The organism is Streptomyces sp. NBC_00104 (assembly GCF_045160825.1).
GTDB lineage: Bacteria > Actinomycetota > Actinomycetes > Streptomycetales > Streptomycetaceae > Streptomyces.
In genome coordinates, this window is sequence record NZ_CP108215.1 from 8470066 (window position 1) to 8490447 (window position 20382).

Genomic DNA, 20382 nt, shown 5'->3' on the forward strand with positions numbered 1-20382 from the left:
ACCGCGACAGGATCAGGACATGGCTGGCACCCCCGCGACCCGAAACGGCCGAGTCCGTGTCCTCATCGTCGACGACGAACCCGGGCTCACCGAACTGCTGTCCGTGGCCGTCACGGAGGCGGGCCGGCGCGCCTACCCCGCGGCCGACGGGTACAGCGCGTTACGGGTCGCGCGCGGCTGCGCCCCGCACGCCGTCGTGCTCGACGGGATGCTGCCCGACCTCGACGGCCTCCGGGTGCTCCGGCGGCTGCGCTACGAGAACCCGAGGCTGTCCGTCCTCATACTCACGGCCCGGGACGGGCTCGAGCACCGTATCGACGGACTCTCGGCGGGCGCGGACGACTACGTGACCAAGCCGTTCTCCCTGGCGGAGGTCGTCCTGCGGCTGCGCGGACCGCTGTGCCGCTCCGGCGTCGAGGAGAGCAGGTCGTCGGACGACGGCGCTCTCGTGCTGGGCGAGCTCGCCCTCAGCGAGGAGACGCGAGAGGTGCACCGCGACGGTACGCCGATCCAGCCGACCGCCAAGGAGTTCGAACTGCTCGGCCTGCTGCTCGGCCACCCGCGCCAGGTGCTGAGCAGGGCCCAGATCCCGGACCACCTGTGGAGCAGCTCCTTCGACGGCGGCGGCAACCTGGTGGAGGTCTACACCTCCGGCCTCCGCCGCAAGATCGACAAGGGCAGGGCGCCGATGATCCACACGGTGCGCGGACTCGGATACGCGATCAGGGCGGGGGAGGACACGAGATGAACGCTCTGCTCAGGAGCGGGTCCCTGCGCACGCGGCTGCTCCTCTTCGTCTCCGCCACGCTGGTCGCGGTGTGCGCCGCGATGACGCTGGCCACGGTCTTCGCGCAGCGCGCCTCGCTGCTGGGCGCCCTCGACCAACGGGTCACCGACGCCGCCGAGCGCAGCCTGGGCGGGGCGGGCGTCGGGCCGCGCAACCACACCGACCTGGGGTTCCTCGGAGAGCAGGGCCAGGCCGTCGGCACCCTCGCCGCGCGGCTGGACGGCGACGGGAACGTCACCTCCGCCGAGGTCATCGACGTGAGCGGCGACCCGGAGGCCCTCAGCGCCGACCAGCGGGCCGCCCTCGACGGCATCGCGGCCGACGGCTCCACGCACACGCGGACCGTGCCCGGCCTCGGCACCTACCGGATCACCGCCCTCAGCGAGGACGGGCTGCACGTCCTGACGGGCCTGCCCATGGACGACGTCCAGGACATGATCGGCGGTCTCGTGGTGGTCGAGGCGGCGGTCGCGGGCGCCGGCCTCACCATGGCGGCCTGCGTCTGCGCGGTCGTCATCCGGCGTCAACTGCGCCCCCTCGGCCGGGTCGCCGCGACCGCCGTCGAGGTGGCCCGCTCCCCGCTGGACCGGGGCGAGGTCACCGGCCTGCCCCGGGTGCCCGACCGTGACACGGACCCGGACAGTGAGGCCGGCCAGGTCGGCGCCGCCCTCAACCGCATGATCGACCACGTCGAGGCCTCCCTCGCCCAGCGGCAGCGCAGCGAGGAACGCATGCGCCGCTTCCTCGCCGACGCCAGCCATGAACTCCGTACGCCGCTGGCCTCCATCGCCGGGTACGCGGAGCTGATGAACCGGGGGCCCGACCGGATCGAGCCGACGGTGGCGTGGCGGCGCGTGTCGGCCGAGTCGGCCCGGATGACGGGCCTGGTCGAGGATCTGCTGCTCCTGGCCCGGCTGGACGACGGCCGGCCCTTGGAGTCGGCCGAGGTGGACCTCGCGGCCCTGGTCGCGGAGGCGGTGTGGGACGCGCGGGCGGCGGGCGAGGGCCACCACTGGCAACTGGCGCTGTTGCCGGACGCTCCGGCCCTGGTCACCGGCGACGAGGCACGCCTCCACCAGATGGTGGCCAACTTGTTGGTCAACGCCCGTGTGCACACGCCTGTCGGCACGACGGTCACGGCGTCCGTCGAGACCACCGCCGACCGATGTGTGATCCGCGTACGCGACGACGGCCCCGGCATTCCGCCGGCCTTTCTCCCCTCCGTCTTCGAACGCTTCACCCGCGCCGACGCCTCCCGCGCCCGAGCCAACCCCCACGAGGGCGGCTCCGGCCTCGGCCTCGCCATCGCCGCCGCGATCGTCTCCGCCCACGGCGGCCGTCTCGACGTCGCCAGCGAGCCGGGCCACACCGAGTTCACCATCGAACTCCCCCCGACCGGCACGACCGAACTCCCGACCATCGACACGGTCTCGGCACCTTCGGTGCCGTCGGTGCCTTCGATTTCGGTGTGATCGCCGGGGGAGGGCTGCGGGATACCGGGCTAGCCTGGCGGGATGATGGGGGAAGAGGATTTCGGTCCGCTGTTGAAGCGGCTGCTGGACCGCAGGAGCCTGGATTCGGCGGCCCTGTCCCGACTGGCTTCCGTTCCCGAGCCCGAACTGCTGTCCGTCTTCCACGGCGAGAGACCGAGCCCGTCTCTCCTCCGTCGGCTCGCGCCCGCGCTCGGTCTCCACTCGGCGGACGTCTTCGCGATCGCGGGCGCCGACATCCCCGACGACCTCGCCCCTCTGGACGCGACGGCCGGACGGCGCGTTCCCCACCTCACCCGGGACGCCGTCGTCCTGCCACCGGAGCAGAGGGAGGCATTGCGCCGACTCGCGGCGTCCCTGCCGCAGGTAGAACGCACGCGGCCTGTCCCCGAACCACGGCCGCACCAGCAGTACCCTCCGGGCCCCGGCGCCCTCCTCATGCGCATGATCCGGAACCGAAACCTCGGCTGGACAGCCACCGCCCACATTTTCCTGGTGGTCACAGGCCGCTACTGGTCCGCCGCCACCTACGGAGGGGTCGGCCGCGGCCGCACGCCCCTGACCCCCGACCTCGTGGCCGACTTCGCCGCCCTGCTCGACGTCGCTGCCGCCGACCTCACGGCGCTGACCGGCGTCCCCCTGCCCGCCACCCCCACGCCCCCGAACCCGGCCGTCACCGGCGTCGCCGAACTCATCTGGGCCGTACGCCGCCTCACCGCGAGCCAGCTCCAACAGGTCGGCGACACCGCGGAAGCCATGCGGAGGCAACTGCCCGACAGGAACCCCGCCTGACGGCCGGCCACCCCACGGCCGCCCTCACCCCCTCATGGAGGATCCGATGCGCCGTGCCCCACTGCCGTACGTCGACGAGCACACGACCGTCGTGGCGGCGGCCCCCGACGCCGTCTGGCAGGCCCTCGGTGAAGCCCTGGACGCGGCCTTCTCGAGCCCCCGGGCGAGCCGTTACGCGGGACTCGTGGGCTGCGCCGACCGCACGGTGTCCGGGCCGCGGCCGCCGGCCGAGGGCTCGACGTTCCCCGGCTTCCGCGCGGTGACCGCGATCGCGGCCGAGGAGCTGACCCTCCACGGCCGACACCACTTCTCGACGTACGCGTTCACCTTCCGCCTCGAACCCGCGGGCCCCGGCCGCGTCCGGCTACGGGCCGAGAGCCGTGCCGCCTTCCCCGGCCCGTTCGGCACCCTGTACCGGCTGCTCGTCGTCGGTACAGGCAGCCACGCGGTCCTCACCCGCCGCCTGCTCATGTCGGTACGGCGTCGCGCCGAGCGGCCCTGACCGACCGTGCGCGAGGAGGGCGACGTAGGGCCGTGCCGGCACCGTCCACCACGGTCACGGGTCGCGGCTCACGTGTGTCGGTGCGCGTCAGCCGTTTACAAGCGAACCACTCCGCGCTAGCTTCCGAAGCAGGTGGGGGTGGGAGCGCTCCCATATGGTGCGGCGGACCGGAACCCGCTGCCCCGGGCCCGTTCCCGCCCCGCACCACTCATCCGCACGCACGACGCATAGGCACGCGCACGTTCCCCCCACCTCCAAGCCGTACACGCAAGGAGCGTCTGTCATGCACGTGACAACTCTACGATTAAGGCTGCCCCGGCGCCACAGGGCACTCCTGCTCATCCTGCTCGCCCTCGTCACCACGATCCCGGCACTCGGCCTCGTCGTCACGGCCGGCAGTGGCAAGGCGGAGGCGCACGGCACTCCGATGAAGCCCGGCAGTCGCACCTTCCTGTGCTGGCAGGACGGGCTGACCGACACCGGCGAGATCAAACCGATCAACCCCGCCTGTCGTTCCGCACAGCAGGTCAGCGGCACGACCCCGTTCTACAACTGGTTCTCGGTGCTCCGCTCGGACGGTGCCGGCCGCACCCGCGGCTTCGTCCCGGACGGCCAACTGTGCAGCGGTGGCAACACCAACTTCACCGGGTTCAACACCCCCAGCGCCGACTGGCCGTTGACCCATCTGACCTCCGGCGCGACCGTCGACTTCTCGTACAACGCGTGGGCGGCGCACCCGGGTTGGTTCTACGTCTACATCACCAAGGACGGCTTCGACCCGACGAAGACGCTCACCTGGAACGACATGGAGGAACAGCCGTTCCTGAGCGTCGACCACCCGCCGCTGAACGGCAGCCCCGGCACGGTCGAGGCCAACTACTCCTGGCGGGGCCAGCTGCCCGCGAACAAGTCGGGCCGCCACCTCATCTACATGGTCTGGCAGCGCTCCGACAGCCAGGAGACCTTCTACTCCTGCTCCGACATCGTCTTCGACGGCGGCAACGGAGAGGTGACCGGCATCAAGGAGCCCGGCAACCCCACCGACCCGGTACCGGGCGAGTGCGCCGCGACCCGCCGTACGACGGGCAACTGGACCGGCGGCTACCAGTCCGAGGTCGTCGTCACCAACACCGGCGACGTGCCGATGCTGGGCTGGATGGTCAACTGGACACTGCCCGCCGGTCAGAAGGTCGACAGCCTCTGGAGCGGAAGCGCGACCTACACCGGACAGGACGTGATGGTGCACAACGCGAACTGGAACGGGTCGCTGGATCCCGGCGAAACCGCCACGTTCGGGTATGTGGTGCAGGGGTCGGGAGGTGATCCCGCGACGACGCTGCCCTGTCGGGTGGGCTGAGTCGACCCGATCCGCGGAACCGGCCCTGTGCGGGGGCGGGCGGCGCGCTCGGGGCGGACCGGGTGGACGGGCGGTGCGTGCCCACCCGGTCCGCGAGCCGCGACCCGGTACGGGGGAGACCGGGCGCGGAGGGAGTGCGACTGTGGGGACCCATCGACGGGACAACGTTGTCGAGTGGTCTGGACAAGACCCTATCGTTTCAACGGGCAACCAAGTCAAGCCGGTTGGGGTCGGGTAGGTCACAGCGCCCGTCGACGCGGGCGGCACCCCGCGCCTCGTATCCGGGCCCGCGTCCTGGCGTCAGGACAGCAGCTCCACCTCCGCGAGCGTCGCCGTGCCGTCGAGGACCAGCCGGTAGTGGTCGTACGCCTTCGGGACGCGGATCGAGAAGGCCCGGGTCTGGCGGTCCCAGGCGAAGGACTCGCCGGAGCGTTCGTCGAGGGTCTTCCAGGTGGTGCCGTCGGCGGAGGCCTGGAGGGTCCACGCGGTCGGGGCCGCGGTGCGGTCGGCCGAGGTCAGCGTGTACTGAACCGCCTTGGTCCGGGCGGGAGTCGGCAGCGGAGCCGTCTCCACGGACGCCTTCGTCGACGACGTGTCGTCGAAGAGTTCGCCGTCACCCTCGATGGCGTCCGAGCGAGGTGCGGGCACCTTGTCGTTCTTCGTGATCGACACCGGGGCCGCGCTCTCGCCGGTGCCCCAGCGGGACGGCTTCGGGCCCATGGCGAACGTCAGCACGCCGCCCTTGGCAATGAGGGAGTGCGGCAGTGAAGTCGACGTCCAGGTCCTGCCGTTGACCTTCAGGCCCTGCACGTACACGTTGCGCGCGCTGTTCCCGGGGGCCTCGACGACCAGATCCCTGCCGTTCTCCAGGTGGACGGTGGCCCTGGTGAACAGCGGGGAGCCGACGGCGTATTCGCCGCTGCCCATCACCAGCGGGTAGAAGCCGAGCGCGGAGAAGAGGTACCAGGCGGACTGCTCGCCGTTGTCCTCGTCGCCGTGGTAGCCCTGCCCGATGCCGCTGCCGACGTAGAGGCGGGCGAGGACCTCGCGGACCTTCTCCTGGGCCTTCCAGGGCTGTCCGGCGGCGTCGTACAGGTAGATCGCGTGGTGGGCGACCTGGTTGGAGTGGCCGTACATGCCCATGCGTACGTCACGGGCCTCGGTCATCTCGTGGATGACTCCGCCGTAGGAGCCGACGAAGGCGGGGGAGGCCGTCTCCGGGGTGGAGAAGTAGGTGTCCAGCTTCCGCGCCAGTCCGCCGCGGCCGCCGTACAGGTTGGCCAGGCCCTTGCTGTCCTGCGGTGCGGTGAAGGCGTAGCCCCAGCCGTTGGTCTCGGTGTAGTCGTGGCCCCAGACGCGCGGGTCGTACGTCGAGGAGTCCAGCCGCCAGGCCCCGTTGCCGTCGCGGCCCTGGAAGAACCCGGCCTGCTTGTCGAACAACTTCACATAGTCCTGGGCCCTGTTGAGGAAGTAGGCGGCCTCCTCCTCGTAGCGCTTCTCGCCCGTCCTGCGGTACAGGGCCTGGCCCATTCGGGCGATGCCGTAGTCGTTGAGGTAGCCCTCCAGCGCCCAGGACAGGCCTTCGTGGGTGTCGGTGCTGGTGTAGCCGAGGAACGGCGAGGTGGCCATGCCCTTGCGGCCGACACCCGCCGACGGAGGCACGACGGTGGCGTTCTTCAGGGCCGCCTCGTACGCCGACTTCGCGTCGAAGCCGACTCCCTTCACATACGCGTCCGCGAACGCCACGTCCGACGAGGTTCCGGTCATCAGGTCCGCGTACCCGGGGGAGGACCAGCGGGAGGTCCAGCCGCCGTCCTTGTACTGCTGCACGAAACCGTCGACCATCCCCCCTGCCTGACGAGGCGTCAGAAGCGAGTACGCGGGCCAGGTGGTCCGATAGGTGTCCCAGAAGCCGTTGTTGACGTACACCTTGCCGTCGACGATCTTCGCGCCCGTGTGCGTCGGGGTGTCCGGGCCGGTCATGGGGGAGAAGGGCGAGGCGTACCGGTAGGTCGATCCGACCTTCTCGAAGCCGGAGTTGGGGTACAGGTACAGCCGGTAGAGGTTGGAGTACAGCGTCGTGAGCTGGTCGGGGGAGGCCCCTTCGACCTCCACCTTCCCCAGGACGCGGTCCCACTGGGCCCGCGCCCGGTCCTTCACCGTCTCGAAGTCCGTGCCCTCCGGGATCTCCTGGCGCAGGTTGTCCTTCGCCTGGTCGAGGCTGATGAGGGAGGTGGCCAGCCGGAGCGTCACCGCGCGGTCCGTGCCCGCGTCGAAGCGGAGGTGGCCCTTCACACCCGTCGAGCCGCCGTCCGTGACCGGAGCGTCGAAGACCCCGTACACGAAGAGGCGGGTCGCGCCCGTCGACAGGCCGGACTTCACATCGGAGAAGCCCGTCACCACCCCGGCGTCCTTGTCCAAAGTCAGCCCGGCCTGGTCCGTCACATTGTCGAAGAGGACGCTCGTGTCGTCGCCGGGGTAGGTGAAGCGCAGCACCGCCGCGTGGTCCGTGGGCGCCATCTCGGCCCTGACGCCGTTCTCGAAGCGCACCCCGTAGTAGTACGGCCGTGCCGTCTCGTTCTCGTGCCGGAAGGCCAACGCCCGTGCCGTACGGCTCAGTTCGGGCGTACCGGCGGCGGCCGACGGCATCACCTGGAAGGTCTGCCGGTCGCCCATCCACGGGCTCGGCTCATGGCTCGCGCTGAACGCCTGGATGGTCGGCAGGTTGTCGGCGTTGTTGGCCCGCGCGTAGTCGTACAGCCAACTCAGCGAGCCCGCGTTGGTCACCGGCGTCCAGAAGTTGAAGCCATGGGGCACCGCCGTCGCCGGGAAATTGTTGCCGCGGGAGAAACCGCCGCTGGAATGGGTTCCCCTGGTGGTCACCGCGTAGTCGGAGAGATGGGCTTTCGGCCGCTCGGGCGCGCGTACGCGCAGCGTCACGTCGTCGAGCCAGCCGCGGAACCTCGCCGGGCCCTTCGGGGAGTCGTATGCCACCACGATCCGGTCCACGGTCCGCCCGGCCGCGACCGAGCCGATCCGCGAGACCACGTCGTTCCACTGGTTGACGTACAGCACCTTCGCCGCGCCCTGTCCGCGCGGCGACAGCGGGAATCCGTGGCTGTCCACCGCCCGCAGGTCGCTGAGCGAGGTGCCGTCGGTGAAGACCAGGTCGACCGCGACGTTCGTCGCGTCATAGTCGAGATCGCCGTCCGCCATCGACGGGAAGATCCGGTAGGCCAGCTCGGTGTCCCGCTCGACGGCCACGTTCACGTCGAAGATCTTGTTGTACGAGTACGCCCGGCCGTCCGCCGTGTGTCTGCCCGCGTACCGCAGGGCCCGCTTGCCGGTGAAGCCCGCGCCGGCCTTCGCGGTCGCGGAGCCGCTCGGGCCCCGGTCGACCAGCGACAGCATCTCCTTCGGCGCGGGCGCCTGTCCGCCGCCCGTCGAGAACTGCACGTCGGCGAGCTGGGTGATCATGGAGGCGCCGTTGTTCCTGGTGATGTCGAGCCGGAAGTGCCGGTACTCGGCCACCGCGTCGCCGGGAAGGTCGTACGACTTCGTCTGGAACCGCTCCCCGAAACTTTCGCCGGTACGGCTGTCGAGGGTCCTCCACTCCTTGCCGTCGGTGGAGCCCTGGAGGGTCCAGTCCCTCGGGTCGCGGGTCTCGAAGTCGTTCGCCGAGGTCAGCGCGTAGGTCACCACCTTGGCCGGCCGGTCGAGGTCGAACTCCGCCCATCCGGTGGGCTGGAAGGTGAGCCACTTGGTCCCGGACTCGCCGTCGACGAGGTTCTCCTTCACCTCCCCGCCGCCGGTGTTCTCGCCGCTGGCCCGGACGTCGGTGACGTGGTCGGTGATGCCGCCCGGGATACCGGTGGTGTAGCCGCCGTCGACCCCGGAGGTCCGGGGGGACCCGTCCGCTGCCGTGTCGACCGTGCTGAGCCAGTCCGGGGCCGGATCGTCCGGTTCGAACGAGGAGCTGAACTGCCGCTGACCGGCCGCCGGTCGGTCGGGTAACGCGACGGCCGCGCCCTGCGAGGCCACCACCAGAGCGAACGCGGCGGCGCCGAGCGCCGCCGTGGAACCCCGTCTGTGCCGCATCGGTGAGCACCCTCCCTACGTCCAGCAGACTGTTCTCGATCAAGGAATGATCAGAAAAGGACAACGTTGTCGACCGGGTGACGCAGGGACCAGTAGTGGTTCAAGTGACGGGTGATGTCAAGGGTGTTGAGTGCGCCATCCGGATCGAATGGCGGGGATTTTCCGGTCAGGTGGCGCAAGGGCGCTCATATTTCCGAGAGGTCTCAACTCGGAAAAGACCGATGGCGAACCTTGCATTCGATCTTGCCCCCCTGGCGGGAAGTGGACTATACCTGTCGGCGTCCGCATAGTGGTCGCACAGCTGCGGGCAGGCACTACCTGGGGGGAATTACCGGTGGTCGCGGACGTGTCCGCGCGCCGACCGCCGTGTTGCCCCTGTTGAATCCTCACGCACGACCCCAGCTTGAACCGACCGCGGTGCCGGGAGGATCCGGTTCACCGCCTGAGTCCTGGAGAAGGCGAGGACTTGAGCATGGGATCCACTACCGCTGAGAACGACAACGGCCCCGAGACCGCCGGCACCACCCACCCCGAAGGCGTCGGCCGCCGCGATCTGATCAAGCGTTCCGCCGCGCTCGGCCTGATCACCGTCCCGACGATGAGCTTCCTGTCCGCGTGTGCCAGCGGGGGCGGAGGCGACGACACCTCCAAGGAAAGCCAGGGCGAGACCTCCGAGTCGAACCCCTTCGGCGTCAAGAAGGGCAGCAAGCTCGACGTCGTCATCTTCAAGGGCGGCTACGGCGACGCCTACGCCAAGGCCTGGGAGGCCGCCTTCCAGAAGAAGTGGGGGGTCACCTCCACCCACACCGGCACCCAGGAGATCACCGGCAAGCTGCAGCCGCGCTTCAACGCGGGGAACCCGCCGGACATCGTCGACGACTCCGGCGCCCAGCAGATCCCGATCGACGTCCTCTACAAGAACGACCAGCTCCTCGACCTCGCCGAGATCCTGGACGCCCCCTCGATCGACGACCCGAGCAAGAAGGTCCGCGACACGCTGATCGCCGGCACGCTCGACGCGGGCATGCAGGAGAACAAGGTCGTCGCCCTGAACTACATCTACACGGTGTGGGGCCTGTGGTACTCCGGCAAGCTCTTCAAGGAGAACGGCTGGGAGGAGCCCAAAACCTGGGCCGACTTCCTCACCATCTGCAAGGAGGCCAAGGCCAAGGGCATCGGCGGCCTCGCCCACCAGGGCAAGTACCCGTACTACATCAACGTCGCCATCATGGACCTGATCGCCAAGACGGGCGGGCTGGAGGCCATGAAGGCGATCGACAACCTCGACCCGAAGGCGTTCGTCGGCTCCGACGCCGCGAAGGCCGGGGTCGAGGCGATCTACGAGGTCGTCGAGAAGGGCTATCTGATGCCCGGGACGAACGGCCTGACCCACACCGAGTCCCAGGCCCGCTGGAACCAGTACAAGGCCGTGTTCATCACCTCGGGATCCTGGCTGGAGAACGAGCAGCTGAAGCAGACGCCGGACGACTTCGACATGACGTTCATGCCGATGCCCGTGCTGCCGGACAGCGTGATGCCCTTCGAGGCGATCCGGGCCGGCTCCGGGGAGCCGTTCATCATCCCGGCCAAGGCGAAGAACCTGCCGGCCGCCAAGGAGTTCATGCGGATGATGCTCTCCAAGGAGTGGTCGACGCTGTTCGCCAAGGAGGCGAACTCCCTGACGATCGTGAAGGACGGCGTCGACACCGGGGTCTCGCTGCGGCCGGGTACGCAGTCGACGGTGGAAGTCTCCAAGGCCGCCGGTGACGACACGTTCCGCTACCTGTACACCGAGTGGTACAGCGAGATGGACACGGCCATCCAGAACGCCTCGAACGAACTGATGGCGAAGCGGATTCAGCCGGCCGAGTGGTTGAAGCGGGCGCAGGCCGCGGTGGACAAGCAGGCGAAGGACCCGGATTCCAAGAAGAACCGTCGGGATTAGCGGGGCGTTGGAGCGCCGTGGGAGCTGCGCACTGTGGTGAGCTGCGGGTTCGTCGTGGTTTGTCGCGCAGTTCCCCGCGCCCCTGAAAGACAGGGGTGCGCCTTTCGTCTCATGGAATCCGAGGCAGGGAAACGCCAATGCGTAAAGGGCAGAACCGGTTCGTCGCGGGGTTTCTCCTCGTCCCCGTGGCGCTTTATCTGATCTTCGTGATCTGGCCGTACATCCAGACGTTCGGCTATTCGCTGACGGACTGGAAGGGGCAGTCGCAGACGTTCTCCTTCATCGGCCTGGACAACTACACGGCGTTGTTCCAGGACGACATCTTCCTCCAGGCGATCTGGCACAACATCCTGTTCCTGGTGTTCATCCCGGTGATCACCATCCTGCTCGCCCTGTTCTTCGCGTTCATGCTGAACGCGGGCGGGCGCGGCCGGGCCGGCGGGGTCTCGGGGGTCGCCGGGTCGGGCTTCTACAAGATCGTGTACTTCTTCCCGCAGGTGCTGTCGCTGGCGATCCTCGCGGTGCTGTTCGGGGCCGTGTATCGCAGTGACAGCGGAGGCATGCTCAACGGCCTGCTGCTGAAACTGGGACTGGTCGACGAGAGCAGCCCCGTCGAGTGGCTGAACGAGCCGAACTTCGTGCTCTGGGGTCTCATCCTGGTCGTCGTCTGGCACGGCGTCGGCTTCTACCTGGTGCTGTTCTCCGCCGCCATGCAGGCCATCCCGAGGGACATCTACGAGGCCGCGCTGATCGACGGCGCCGGCCGCGCCCACACCTTCTTCCGCATCACCCTGCCGCTGCTGTGGGACTCCGTGCAGACCGCCTGGGTCTATCTCGGCATCGCGGCGATGGACATGTTCATCCTGGTCTCGACCATGACCGCGGGCGAGTACGGGGGCGGCCCCGACCACCACAGCGAGGTCATGGCGACCGTGATGATGCGGAACTTCCTGCTGTACGGCAGGAGTGGCTACGCCTGTGCGATGGGCGTCGTGATGCTGCTCCTCACCCTGATCGTGTCGGTGGTCATGCTGCGCGCCACCCGTCGCGAGCGCGTCGAGTTCTGAGCGGGAGAGACGACAGAAGATGAGTGCACCCCTCAAGACCGCCTCGCGCGGCGACTCGGTCCCCACCGGCCCGACCGTGGGCAGGCGGGGGACCGACCCCGGCGACGAGCGCGGCGAAGGCGTCGTCCTGAACGTCTTCTCGCACGGCTTCCTCGCCCTGTGGGCGCTGCTGATCGTGCTGCCGCTGCTGTGGCTGGTGCTCAGCTCCTTCAAGACCGACGCCCAGATCGGCGGCTCGGCCTTCGGCTGGCCCGAGAACTGGTCCTTCGACGTCTTCTCCCGTGCATGGGACAAGGGCATCGGCGACTACTTCGTCAACACGGTCATCGTGTTGATCTTCTCCGTGCCGCTGACCATGCTGTTCGGCTCGATGGCCGCGTACGTCCTGGCCCGCTACCCGTTCCGGGGCAACCGGCTGCTGTACTACTTCTTCGTCGCCGGCGCGATGTTCCCCGTGTTCCTGGCCCTGGTGCCGCTGTTCTTCATGGTCAAACGGCTGGACATGCTGAACACCTACCAGGGCCTGATCCTGGTGTACGTCGCCTACTCGCTGCCGTTCACCGTGTTCTTCATGCACGCGTTCTTCCGGACGCTGCCCACCGCGGTCTTCGAGGCGGCCATCCTCGACGGGGCCTCGCACACCCGGACCTTCTTCCAGGTCATGCTGCCGATGGCCAAGCCCGGGCTGATCAGCGTGGGGATCTTCAACACTCTGGGTCAGTGGAACCAGTTCATCCTGCCCACGGTCCTCATGCAGCCGCAGAGCGGCGACGATCCCGAGCGGTACGTCCTCACCCAGGGCCTCATCCAGCTCCAGCAGCAGCAGGGCTACGCCTCCGACCTGCCCGTCCTCTTCGCCGGTGTCACCATCGCGATGATCCCCATGCTCGTGGTCTATCTCTCCTTCCAGCGCCAGGTCCAGGCGGGCCTCACCTCGGCGACCCTCAAGTAGCCCGTTCCGGGACCTCAAGTAGCCGCAGAGTGACATTTAGTGGTCATTCGGCGGTCCCAGTTTCCCTCAAGGACTTGACTGCGGTAACCCGTTCAGCGGAGCTTGGAGTTCACAACTTGTAAGTGACCCGGGTTTCGCGGCTGTGACCTGGGTCACGGGCGGCGTGCGGGCCGCCCGTCCTGGGACGGGAGTGGATGAGTCGATGGAGACTCCGGGATCGCAGTCGTCGCTGCACCGAGCAAATCTCGAGCGCGTCGTGCGGGCGGTGCGTCTCGCCGGGTCGCTCACGCAGGCGGAGATCGCCAGGACGACCGGCCTGTCCGCGGCCACGGTTTCCAACATCGTGCGTGAGCTGAGGGACGGGGGAACCGTCGAGGTCACGCCCACGTCGGCGGGTGGTCGGCGGGCGCGCGCGGTCTCGCTCAGCGGGGACGCCGGGATCGTGATCGGCGTGGACTTCGGGCACACCCATTTGCGCGTCGCGATAGGGAACCTCGCCCATCAGGTGCTCGCCGAGGAGGCCGAGCCGCTGGATGTGGACGCCTCCTCGACCCAGGGCTTCGACCGGGCGGAGCAGCTGGTCACCCGTTTGATCGAGGCCACCGGTGTGGATCGTACGAAGATCGCGGGCGTGGGTCTCGGTGTGCCCGGCCCGATCGACGTGGAGTCCGGGACGCTCGGCTCCACGGCCATCCTGCCCGGCTGGACCGGCACCAAGCCCGCCGCCGAGATGCGTGACCGCCTCGGCGTCGCCGTGCACGTGGACAACGACGCCAACCTCGGAGCCCTCGGCGAACTGGTCTGGGGCAGCGGCCGCGGGGTGCGGGACCTGGCCTACATCAAGGTGTCCAGCGGTGTCGGTGCCGGACTGGTGATCGATGGCAAGATCTACAGAGGCCCGGGTGGCACAGCGGGAGAAATCGGGCATATTACTCTTGATGAATCCGGCCCGGTCTGCCGTTGCGGCAACCGCGGCTGCCTGGAGACCTTCGCCGCCGCGCGCTATGTGCTGCCGCTCCTCCAGTCCAGCCACGGCACCGACCTGACCATGGAAGGGGTCGTACGGTTGGCGAGGGACGGGGATCCGGGCTGTCGTCGGGTGATCGCCGATGTCGGCCGACACATCGGAAGTGGAGTGGCCAATCTCTGCAACTTGTTGAACCCGAGCCGCGTGGTTCTCGGTGGCGATCTCGCCGAGGCCGGAGAGCTGGTTCTCGGGCCCATAAGGGAGTCGGTCGGCCGGTACGCGATCCCGAGTGCCGCACGTCAACTCTCAGTGTTGCCAGGGGCACTTGGCGGCCGTGCCGAGGTCCTCGGGGCCCTGGCCCTGGCCCTCAGCGAGATGGGTGATTCGACCCTTTTGGACGGGACCCTGACCGCGGCAACTCCTGTCTTCACTTAGAGAACGAAACACGCCGTTGCCAACCCGTTAAGGATTTACTTCTTGACGTCGCACGTGTGGCCGAGTTGACTTCCAGCCACCTCGGCCGCAGTGCTGCGGCCCGTGTCAGGGAGGCACAACCCAAATGAACGCAACGATGCGTAGAGTCGTGATCGGCGCCACCGCGGTTTCGCTGGCGCTCTCCGTGGCCGCCTGTGGGAAGGCCGGCGACGACGACTCGGACAGCGGAAGCGACAGCGGTTCGGGCAACAAGTCGATCGGTCTGCTCCTGCCCGACAACGTCACCGCGCGCTACGAGAAGTTCGACCGGCCGTACTTCGAGGACAAGGTCAAGGAGCTGTGCTCCGACTGCACGGTCGACTACGCGAACGCCGCCGCCGACCCGACCAAGCAGGCCCAGCAGATGAGCACCATGGTGACCAAGGGCGTGAAGGTCATCGTGGTCTCCGCCCAGGACTCCGCCGCCATCAAGTCCTCCATCCAGTCCGCGGTGGACAAGGGCGTCAAGGTCGTCGCCTACGACCGTCTCGCCCAGGGCCCGGTCTCGGCCTACGTCTCCTTCGACAACGTCAAGGTCGGTGAGCTCCAGGGCCAGGCCCTCCTCGACGCGCTCGGCGACAAGGCGACCGCCAAGTCCAAGGTCGTCATGATCAACGGCGACGACGCCGACCCGAACGCCGGCCAGTTCAAGGAGGGCGCGCACAAGGCCCTCGACGGCAAGGTCGACATCGCCTACGAGCAGTCCGGCCTGTGGAAGGACACCGTCGCCGCCCAGAAGATGTCCGCGGCGATCACCCAGCTGGGCGCCAAGAACATCGCGGGCGTCTACGCCGCCAACGACGGCATGGCCGGCGGCATCGCCAACACCCTCAAGGGTGCGAAGATCAGCGGCATCCCCCTGACGGGTCAGGACGCCGAGCTCGCGGCCATCCAGCGGCTCGTCGCCGGCACGCAGTCCTCCACGGTCTACAAGGCCTACAAGCCCGAGGCCGACACCGCCGCCGAGCTCGCGGTCAACCTGCTGGAGGGCAAGGACATCAAGTCCCTGGCCGACACCGAGGTGACCAGCGGATCCGGCGACAAGGTCCCGGCGAAGCTGCTGACCCCGGTCTCCGTCACCAAGGAGAACATCAACGACACGGTGGTCAAGGACGGCCTGTACACGGTCGCCGACATCTGCACCCCCGAGTACGCCAAGGCCTGCGAGTCCGCCGGTCTGAAGTAACCACTTCGGCCCGCTGAGCCTGTCCGGCGCCCGCCCCACCTCATACCCCGCTTCCGGGGCGGGCGCCGGACGGAACCGCTGCCCGGGCGCTCCGCTGGGAGTGCCGCGATGGGGCCGTCGGTTGTCGGTCGACTGCCGCACCGTCGTGGCTTGTCGCGCAGTTCCCCGCGCCCCCTCGGGGCGCTGCCGGGCGCTGCGGATCTTCGTATGTTCACCTTGTAAGCCTTGTGTGACGGCCCCTCATCGACGGGGTCCGCACATCCTCCGCGCCTATTCAAAGCGCGGCATCCCCGCCGGTCAGGCGGCGAAGGAGATGGTTCACGTGTCCGCTACGCCCGTGCTGGCGTTGCGCGGAGTCTCCAAGCGATTCGGTGCGGTGCAGGCACTCACCGACGTCGAGCTGGAGGTCCACGCCGGAGAAGTGGTCGCCCTGGTGGGCGACAACGGCGCAGGTAAGTCCACCCTGGTCAAGACGATCGCGGGTGTCCACCCCATCGATGAGGGCGTCATCGAGTGGCAGGGTGACCCGGTCAGGATCAACAAGCCGCACGACGCCCAGGGACTCGGCGTCGCGACGGTCTACCAGGACCTCGCGCTCTGCGACAACCTCGATGTCGTGGGCAACCTCTACCTCGGGCGCGAGCTGCTGCACCGGGGCGTCATCGACGAGGTGTCGATGGAGAAGAACTCGCGCGAACTGCTGTCCACGCTCTCGATCCGGATCCCGAGCGTCCGCATCCCGATCGCGAGCCTCTCCGGCGGTCAGCGTCAGGTCGTCGCCATCGCCCGCGCCCTCATCGGCGACCCCAAGCTCGTCATCCTGGACGAGCCCACCGCCGCCCTCGGTGTCGAACAGACCGCGCAGGTCCTCGACCTGGTCGAGCGGCTACGCGAGCGCAACCTCGCCGTCATCCTCATCAGCCACAACATGGCCGATGTCAAGGCGGTCGCGGACACCGTCGCGGTCCTGCGCCTGGGCAAGAACAACGGTTCCTTCTCCGTGAAGGACACCAGCCACGAAGAGATCATCGCCGCGATCACGGGTGCCACGGACAACGCCGTGACCCGTCGCGCGGGGCGGCGCACCACGGAGGCGGCAAAGTGAGTGACACGTCCAAGACCGTGAAGAGCGATTCCGCCAAGACCGGCAAGGGGGTCGCGGAGGGCCAGACCACGGTCGCTCCCGCCGACGACCCCACGGCCGCGCCGGTCACCGTCGTCGACCCGCGTCTGCTGGTCCGCGAAGAGGGCCTCAAGGGCTACCTCACCGAGTTCAAGCGCAAGGTGAAGGGCGGCGAGCTGGGCTCGCTGCCGGTCGTCATCGGCCTGATCGTCATCTGGACGATCTTCCAGCTGCAGAACGACCGCTTCCTGAGCGCCGACAACCTCTCCAACATCAGCTACTTCCTCTCGGCCACCGGCATGCTCGCCATCGGCCTGGTGTTCGTACTGCTGCTCGGCGAGATCGATCTGTCCGTGGGCTCGGTCAGTGGTCTGGCCTCCACCCTGTTCGCCGTGTTCGCGGTGAACCACGGCATGAACGCCTGGTTGTCGCTGGTCCTGGCGGTGCTCACCGGCCTCGCCATCGGCGCGCTGCACGGCTGGTTCTTCGCCAAGATCGGCGTACCCGCGTTCGTCGTCACCCTGGCCGGCTTCCTCGGCTGGAACGGCCTGATGCTGTGGCTGCTGGGTGACAGCGGCACGATCAACATCCCGTCCGACACGGGTCCGGTCCACCTGCTCGGCCAGAGCTCCTTCTTCATGGACCAGGCCATCATCGGCGCGTACATCCTGGCCGGCCTCGCCGTGGGGCTCTCGCTCGTCGGCAACTTCAGCGAGCAGCGCCGTCGTCGGTCCGCGGGTGTGCCGTTCCGGCCGACCAGCGAGATCCTGCTGCGCGTCGGCGCGCTCGCCCTCGCGTCCTTCGCCGCCGCCGCGGTGCTCAACGACGCGTCCGGTGTCTCCAACGCGCTGGTGATCTTCCTCGGGGCGCTGGTGATCGTGGACTTCGTGCTGCGTCGTACGACCTACGGCCGCAAGGTCTTCGCGGTCGGCGGCGGCATCGAGGCGGCCCGCCGTGCCGGTATCAACGTGCCGGTGATCCGGATCACCGTGTTCGCCATCTCCGGTGGCTTCGCGGCGGTCGGCGGCATGTTCTTCGCCGGCCAGACCGCGAGTGCGACGCTGTCCGCCGGTGGCGGCAACACCCTGATGCTCGCCATCGCCGCCGCCGTCATCGGTGGCACCAGCCTCTTCGGTGGGCGGGGGTCGGTGTGGTCGGCGCTGCTGGGCATGCTCGTGATCCAGTCGATCCAGACCGGTCTCGACCTGCTGAACATGAACACGTCGATCCAGTACATGATCACGGGTGCGGTGCTGCTGGGCGCGGTCGTCATCGACTCCGTCAGCCGCAGGAGCCAGAAGGCGGCGGGTCGCGCGTAGCGGACTCGCGGAGGGGGCCGTTGGGGGGCCGTCCGCCGCCGGCCACGGGTTGTCCGTGGCTGGTCGCGCGGGTCCCCGCGCCCCTGACGGGGCGCCAGGCGCCCCTCGTGGAACACGTGCCCGGCACCATTCCTGGTGCCGGGCACTTCTCGTTGTTGTCGGACGTTTCGTACGGGTACGTCTGCGCAGGATGGTTTACGGCCGTTTGCGTGACGTAGGAGTCGACCGCCCGGCGGTTGGCCGGGTGCGCGGAAGATTAGACTTCGACGAGCCCGGTAACGCTCGAACAGCACTATCGCAAGGAGGCACGGGTGCCGCTGCTGACCCGCATCAGGGGACCGCGCGATCTGGACCGGCTCAGCCTGGAGGAGTTGGACCAGCTGGCGGAGGAGATCCGGACCTTCCTCGTCGAGGCGGTGTCGAAGACCGGCGGTCACCTCGGCCCGAACCTCGGCGTGGTCGAGCTCACCCTCGCCCTGCATCGTGTCTTCGACTCGCCCAAGGACAAGGTGCTGTGGGACACGGGCCACCAGTCCTACGTCCACAAGCTGCTCACCGGCCGTCAGGACTTCTCCCGACTGAAGATGAAGGGCGGCCTCTCCGGCTACCCCTCGCAGGCCGAGTCCGAGCACGACGTCATCGAGAACAGCCACGCCTCCACGGTGCTGGGCTGGGCCGACGGGCTGGCGAAGGCCAACCAGGTGCTGAAACGCGACGACCACGTGGTCGCGGTCATCGGCGACGGCGCGCTCACCGGCGGCATGGCCTGGGAGGCGCTCAACAACATCGCCGACGCCAAGGACCGGCCGCTGGTCATCGTCGTCAACGACAACGAGCGCTCGTACGCGCCGACCATCGGCGGGCTCGCCAACCACCTGGCCACCCTGCGCACCACTGACGGCTACGAGCGGTTCCTGGCCCGCGGCAAGGACCTGCTGGAGCGCACCCCGGTCGTCGGCAGGCCGCTCTACGAGACGCTGCACGGCGCGAAGAAGGGGCTGAAGGACTTCATCGCCCCGCAGGGCATGTTCGAGGACCTGGGCCTGAAGTACGTCGGTCCGATCGACGGGCACGACATCGAGGCCCTGGAGTCCGCGCTGTCCCGCGCCAAGCGCTTCGGCGGGCCGGTCATCGTGCACTGCCTCACCGAGAAGGGCCGCGGCTACCAGCCCGCCCTCCAGGACGAGGCGGACCGGTTCCACGCCGTCGGCAAGATCCACCCGGACACGGGTCTGCCGATCGCCTCGTCCGGCGCCGACTGGACCTCGGTCTTCGGCGAGGAGATGGTGAAGCTCGGCAAGGAGCGCGAGGACATCGTCGCCATCACGGCGGCCATGCTCCAGCCGGTCGGGCTCGACAGGTTCGCCAAGGCCTTCCCCGACCGCGTGTACGACGTCGGCATCGCCGAGCAGCACGCCGCCGTGTCGGCGGCGGGCCTCGCCACGGGCGGTGTGCACCCGGTCTTCGCGGTCTACGCCACGTTCCTCAACCGTGCCTTCGACCAGGTCCTGATGGATGTTGCCCTCCACAAGTGCGGTGTGACGTTCGTACTGGACCGGGCCGGCGTCACCGGCACCGACGGCGCCTCGCACAACGGCATGTGGGACATGTCGATCCTCCAGGTCGTGCCGGGGCTGCGGCTCGCCGCGCCGCGTGACGCCGACCAGGTCCGCGCCCAGCTGCGCGAGGCCGTCGAGGTGACGGACGCGCCGACCGTGGTGCGCTTCTCCAAGGGCGCCGTCGGCCCCGCCGTACCGGCCCTGCGCCGCGTCGGCGGCATGGACGTGCTGCGCGAGCCGGGCACCGACACCCCGGACGTGCTCCTCGTCTCGGTCGGCGCCCTCGCGCCGATGTGCCTGGAGATCGCCGGACTGCTCGACCAGCAGGGCATCACCACGACCGTCGTCGACCCTCGCTGGGTCAAGCCGGTCGACGAGCACATGGCGCCGCTCGCCGACAAGCACCGCGTGGTGGTCACCGTCGAGGACAACTCCCGCGTCGGCGGCGTCGGCTCGGCCGTCGCCCAGGCGCTGCGCGACGCCGGAGTGGACATCCCGCTGCGCGACTTCGGCATCCCGCCGCGCTTCCTCGACCACGCCTCCCGTGCCGAGGTCATGGCGGAGATCGGGCTCACCGCGCCCGACATCGCCCGCCAGGTCACCGGGCTGGTCTCCAAGCTCGACGGCCGGTACGGCGATGCCGCCGCAGAGGTGGAACCCGCGCGCGACTGACCTGTCCGGCCGGGCTGTTCGGGCCGGTTTCACCATCCTTTACGGTGGTGAGACCGGCCCATTCGCGTGAAACCGCCCGCGCCGGGGCAAAC

General features: G+C 68.9%; 14 protein-coding genes. 13 read left to right on the forward strand and 1 reads right to left on the reverse strand.

Features of this window, described 5'->3' with window-relative positions; genetic code table 11:
• Positions 1 to 19: 19 nt before the first annotated feature.
• From OG272_RS37165 to OG272_RS37185, 5 genes are all read left to right on the forward strand, one after another.
• Entirely contained in the window at positions 20 to 748 is a 729-nt protein-coding gene (locus tag OG272_RS37165) for a response regulator transcription factor (protein WP_405895550.1), read from the forward strand.
• Positions 745 to 2259, forward strand: coding sequence for an ATP-binding protein (locus OG272_RS37170; RefSeq protein WP_327727404.1), 1515 nt, complete (start codon positions 745 to 747; stop codon positions 2257 to 2259). Before OG272_RS37165 ends, OG272_RS37170 begins: the two co-directional genes overlap by 4 nt.
• A gap of 42 nt (positions 2260 to 2301) precedes the next feature.
• Positions 2302 to 3069 carry a hypothetical protein gene (locus OG272_RS37175; RefSeq protein ID WP_405895551.1) on the forward strand — a complete coding sequence of 256 codons (768 nt, stop codon included), beginning with the start codon at positions 2302 to 2304 and terminating at the stop codon, positions 3067 to 3069.
• A 46-nt stretch (positions 3070 to 3115) separates the two neighbouring features.
• The gene (locus OG272_RS37180) at positions 3116 to 3571 is read left to right on the forward strand and encodes a hypothetical protein (RefSeq protein ID WP_327727402.1); all 456 of its coding nucleotides are present in this window, start codon (positions 3116 to 3118) and stop codon (positions 3569 to 3571) included.
• 283 nt (positions 3572 to 3854) lie between these two features.
• Entirely contained in the window at positions 3855 to 4928 is a 1074-nt protein-coding gene (locus tag OG272_RS37185) for a lytic polysaccharide monooxygenase (protein ID WP_327727401.1), read from the forward strand.
• Positions 4929 to 5228: 300 nt separating this feature from the next.
• Here OG272_RS37185 and OG272_RS37190 read toward each other — a convergent pair whose 3' ends face one another.
• A complete protein-coding gene (locus tag OG272_RS37190) occupies positions 5229 to 9026 on the reverse strand; it encodes a GH92 family glycosyl hydrolase (protein ID WP_405895552.1) in 3798 nt (1265 codons plus the stop codon).
• Between the two features lie 472 nt (positions 9027 to 9498).
• Between OG272_RS37190 and ngcE the strand changes: the two genes are divergently transcribed.
• From ngcE to dxs, 8 genes are all read left to right on the forward strand, one after another.
• The gene (gene ngcE, locus OG272_RS37195; protein WP_405895553.1) at positions 9499 to 10971 is read left to right on the forward strand and encodes an N-acetylglucosamine/diacetylchitobiose ABC transporter substrate-binding protein; all 1473 of its coding nucleotides are present in this window, start codon (positions 9499 to 9501) and stop codon (positions 10969 to 10971) included.
• A gap of 137 nt (positions 10972 to 11108) precedes the next feature.
• Entirely contained in the window at positions 11109 to 12038 is a 930-nt protein-coding gene (locus OG272_RS37200) for a sugar ABC transporter permease (RefSeq protein ID WP_326575856.1), read from the forward strand.
• Positions 12039 to 12057: 19 nt separating this feature from the next.
• Positions 12058 to 12990, forward strand: coding sequence for a carbohydrate ABC transporter permease (locus OG272_RS37205; protein WP_326575854.1), 933 nt, complete (start codon positions 12058 to 12060; stop codon positions 12988 to 12990).
• A gap of 202 nt (positions 12991 to 13192) precedes the next feature.
• Positions 13193 to 14392 (forward strand): ROK family protein, encoded by a 1200-nt coding sequence (locus OG272_RS37210; RefSeq protein ID WP_405895554.1) that lies wholly within the window; start codon positions 13193 to 13195, stop codon positions 14390 to 14392.
• Between the two features lie 124 nt (positions 14393 to 14516).
• Positions 14517 to 15617: a sugar ABC transporter substrate-binding protein gene (locus tag OG272_RS37215; protein ID WP_405895555.1), complete on the forward strand. Its 1101-nt coding sequence runs from the start codon at positions 14517 to 14519 to the stop codon at positions 15615 to 15617.
• A gap of 313 nt (positions 15618 to 15930) precedes the next feature.
• Complete coding sequence (locus OG272_RS37220; protein ID WP_326575848.1) at positions 15931 to 16722, forward strand: ATP-binding cassette domain-containing protein; 792 nt, start codon at positions 15931 to 15933, stop codon at positions 16720 to 16722.
• Positions 16719 to 18059, forward strand: coding sequence for an ABC transporter permease subunit (locus OG272_RS37225; RefSeq protein WP_326575846.1), 1341 nt, complete (start codon positions 16719 to 16721; stop codon positions 18057 to 18059). The genes OG272_RS37220 and OG272_RS37225 overlap by 4 nt, the downstream gene beginning before the upstream one ends.
• A gap of 311 nt (positions 18060 to 18370) precedes the next feature.
• Entirely contained in the window at positions 18371 to 20290 is a 1920-nt protein-coding gene (dxs, locus tag OG272_RS37230; RefSeq protein ID WP_326575844.1) for a 1-deoxy-D-xylulose-5-phosphate synthase, read from the forward strand.
• The last annotated feature ends 92 nt before the right edge of the window (positions 20291 to 20382 follow it).

Bases quoted from the DNA above. Each gene is read 5' to 3' on its own strand.
- OG272_RS37190 (WP_405895552.1), bottom strand. From the start codon at position 9,026: ATGCGGCACAGACGGGGTTCCACGGCGGCGCTCGGCGCCGCCGCGTTC.
- ngcE (WP_405895553.1), top strand. From the start codon at position 9,499: ATGGGATCCACTACCGCTGAGAACGACAACGGCCCCGAGACCGCCGGC.
- OG272_RS37170 (WP_327727404.1), top strand. From the start codon at position 745: ATGAACGCTCTGCTCAGGAGCGGGTCCCTGCGCACGCGGCTGCTCCTC.
- OG272_RS37165 (WP_405895550.1), top strand. From the start codon at position 20: ATGGCTGGCACCCCCGCGACCCGAAACGGCCGAGTCCGTGTCCTCATC.
- OG272_RS37210 (WP_405895554.1), top strand. From the start codon at position 13,193: ATGGAGACTCCGGGATCGCAGTCGTCGCTGCACCGAGCAAATCTCGAG.
- OG272_RS37205 (WP_326575854.1), top strand. From the start codon at position 12,058: ATGAGTGCACCCCTCAAGACCGCCTCGCGCGGCGACTCGGTCCCCACC.
- OG272_RS37200 (WP_326575856.1), top strand. From the start codon at position 11,109: ATGCGTAAAGGGCAGAACCGGTTCGTCGCGGGGTTTCTCCTCGTCCCC.
- OG272_RS37215 (WP_405895555.1), top strand. From the start codon at position 14,517: ATGAACGCAACGATGCGTAGAGTCGTGATCGGCGCCACCGCGGTTTCG.
- OG272_RS37185 (WP_327727401.1), top strand. From the start codon at position 3,855: ATGCACGTGACAACTCTACGATTAAGGCTGCCCCGGCGCCACAGGGCA.
- OG272_RS37220 (WP_326575848.1), top strand. From the start codon at position 15,931: ATGGTTCACGTGTCCGCTACGCCCGTGCTGGCGTTGCGCGGAGTCTCC.
- OG272_RS37175 (WP_405895551.1), top strand. From the start codon at position 2,302: ATGATGGGGGAAGAGGATTTCGGTCCGCTGTTGAAGCGGCTGCTGGAC.
- OG272_RS37180 (WP_327727402.1), top strand. From the start codon at position 3,116: ATGCGCCGTGCCCCACTGCCGTACGTCGACGAGCACACGACCGTCGTG.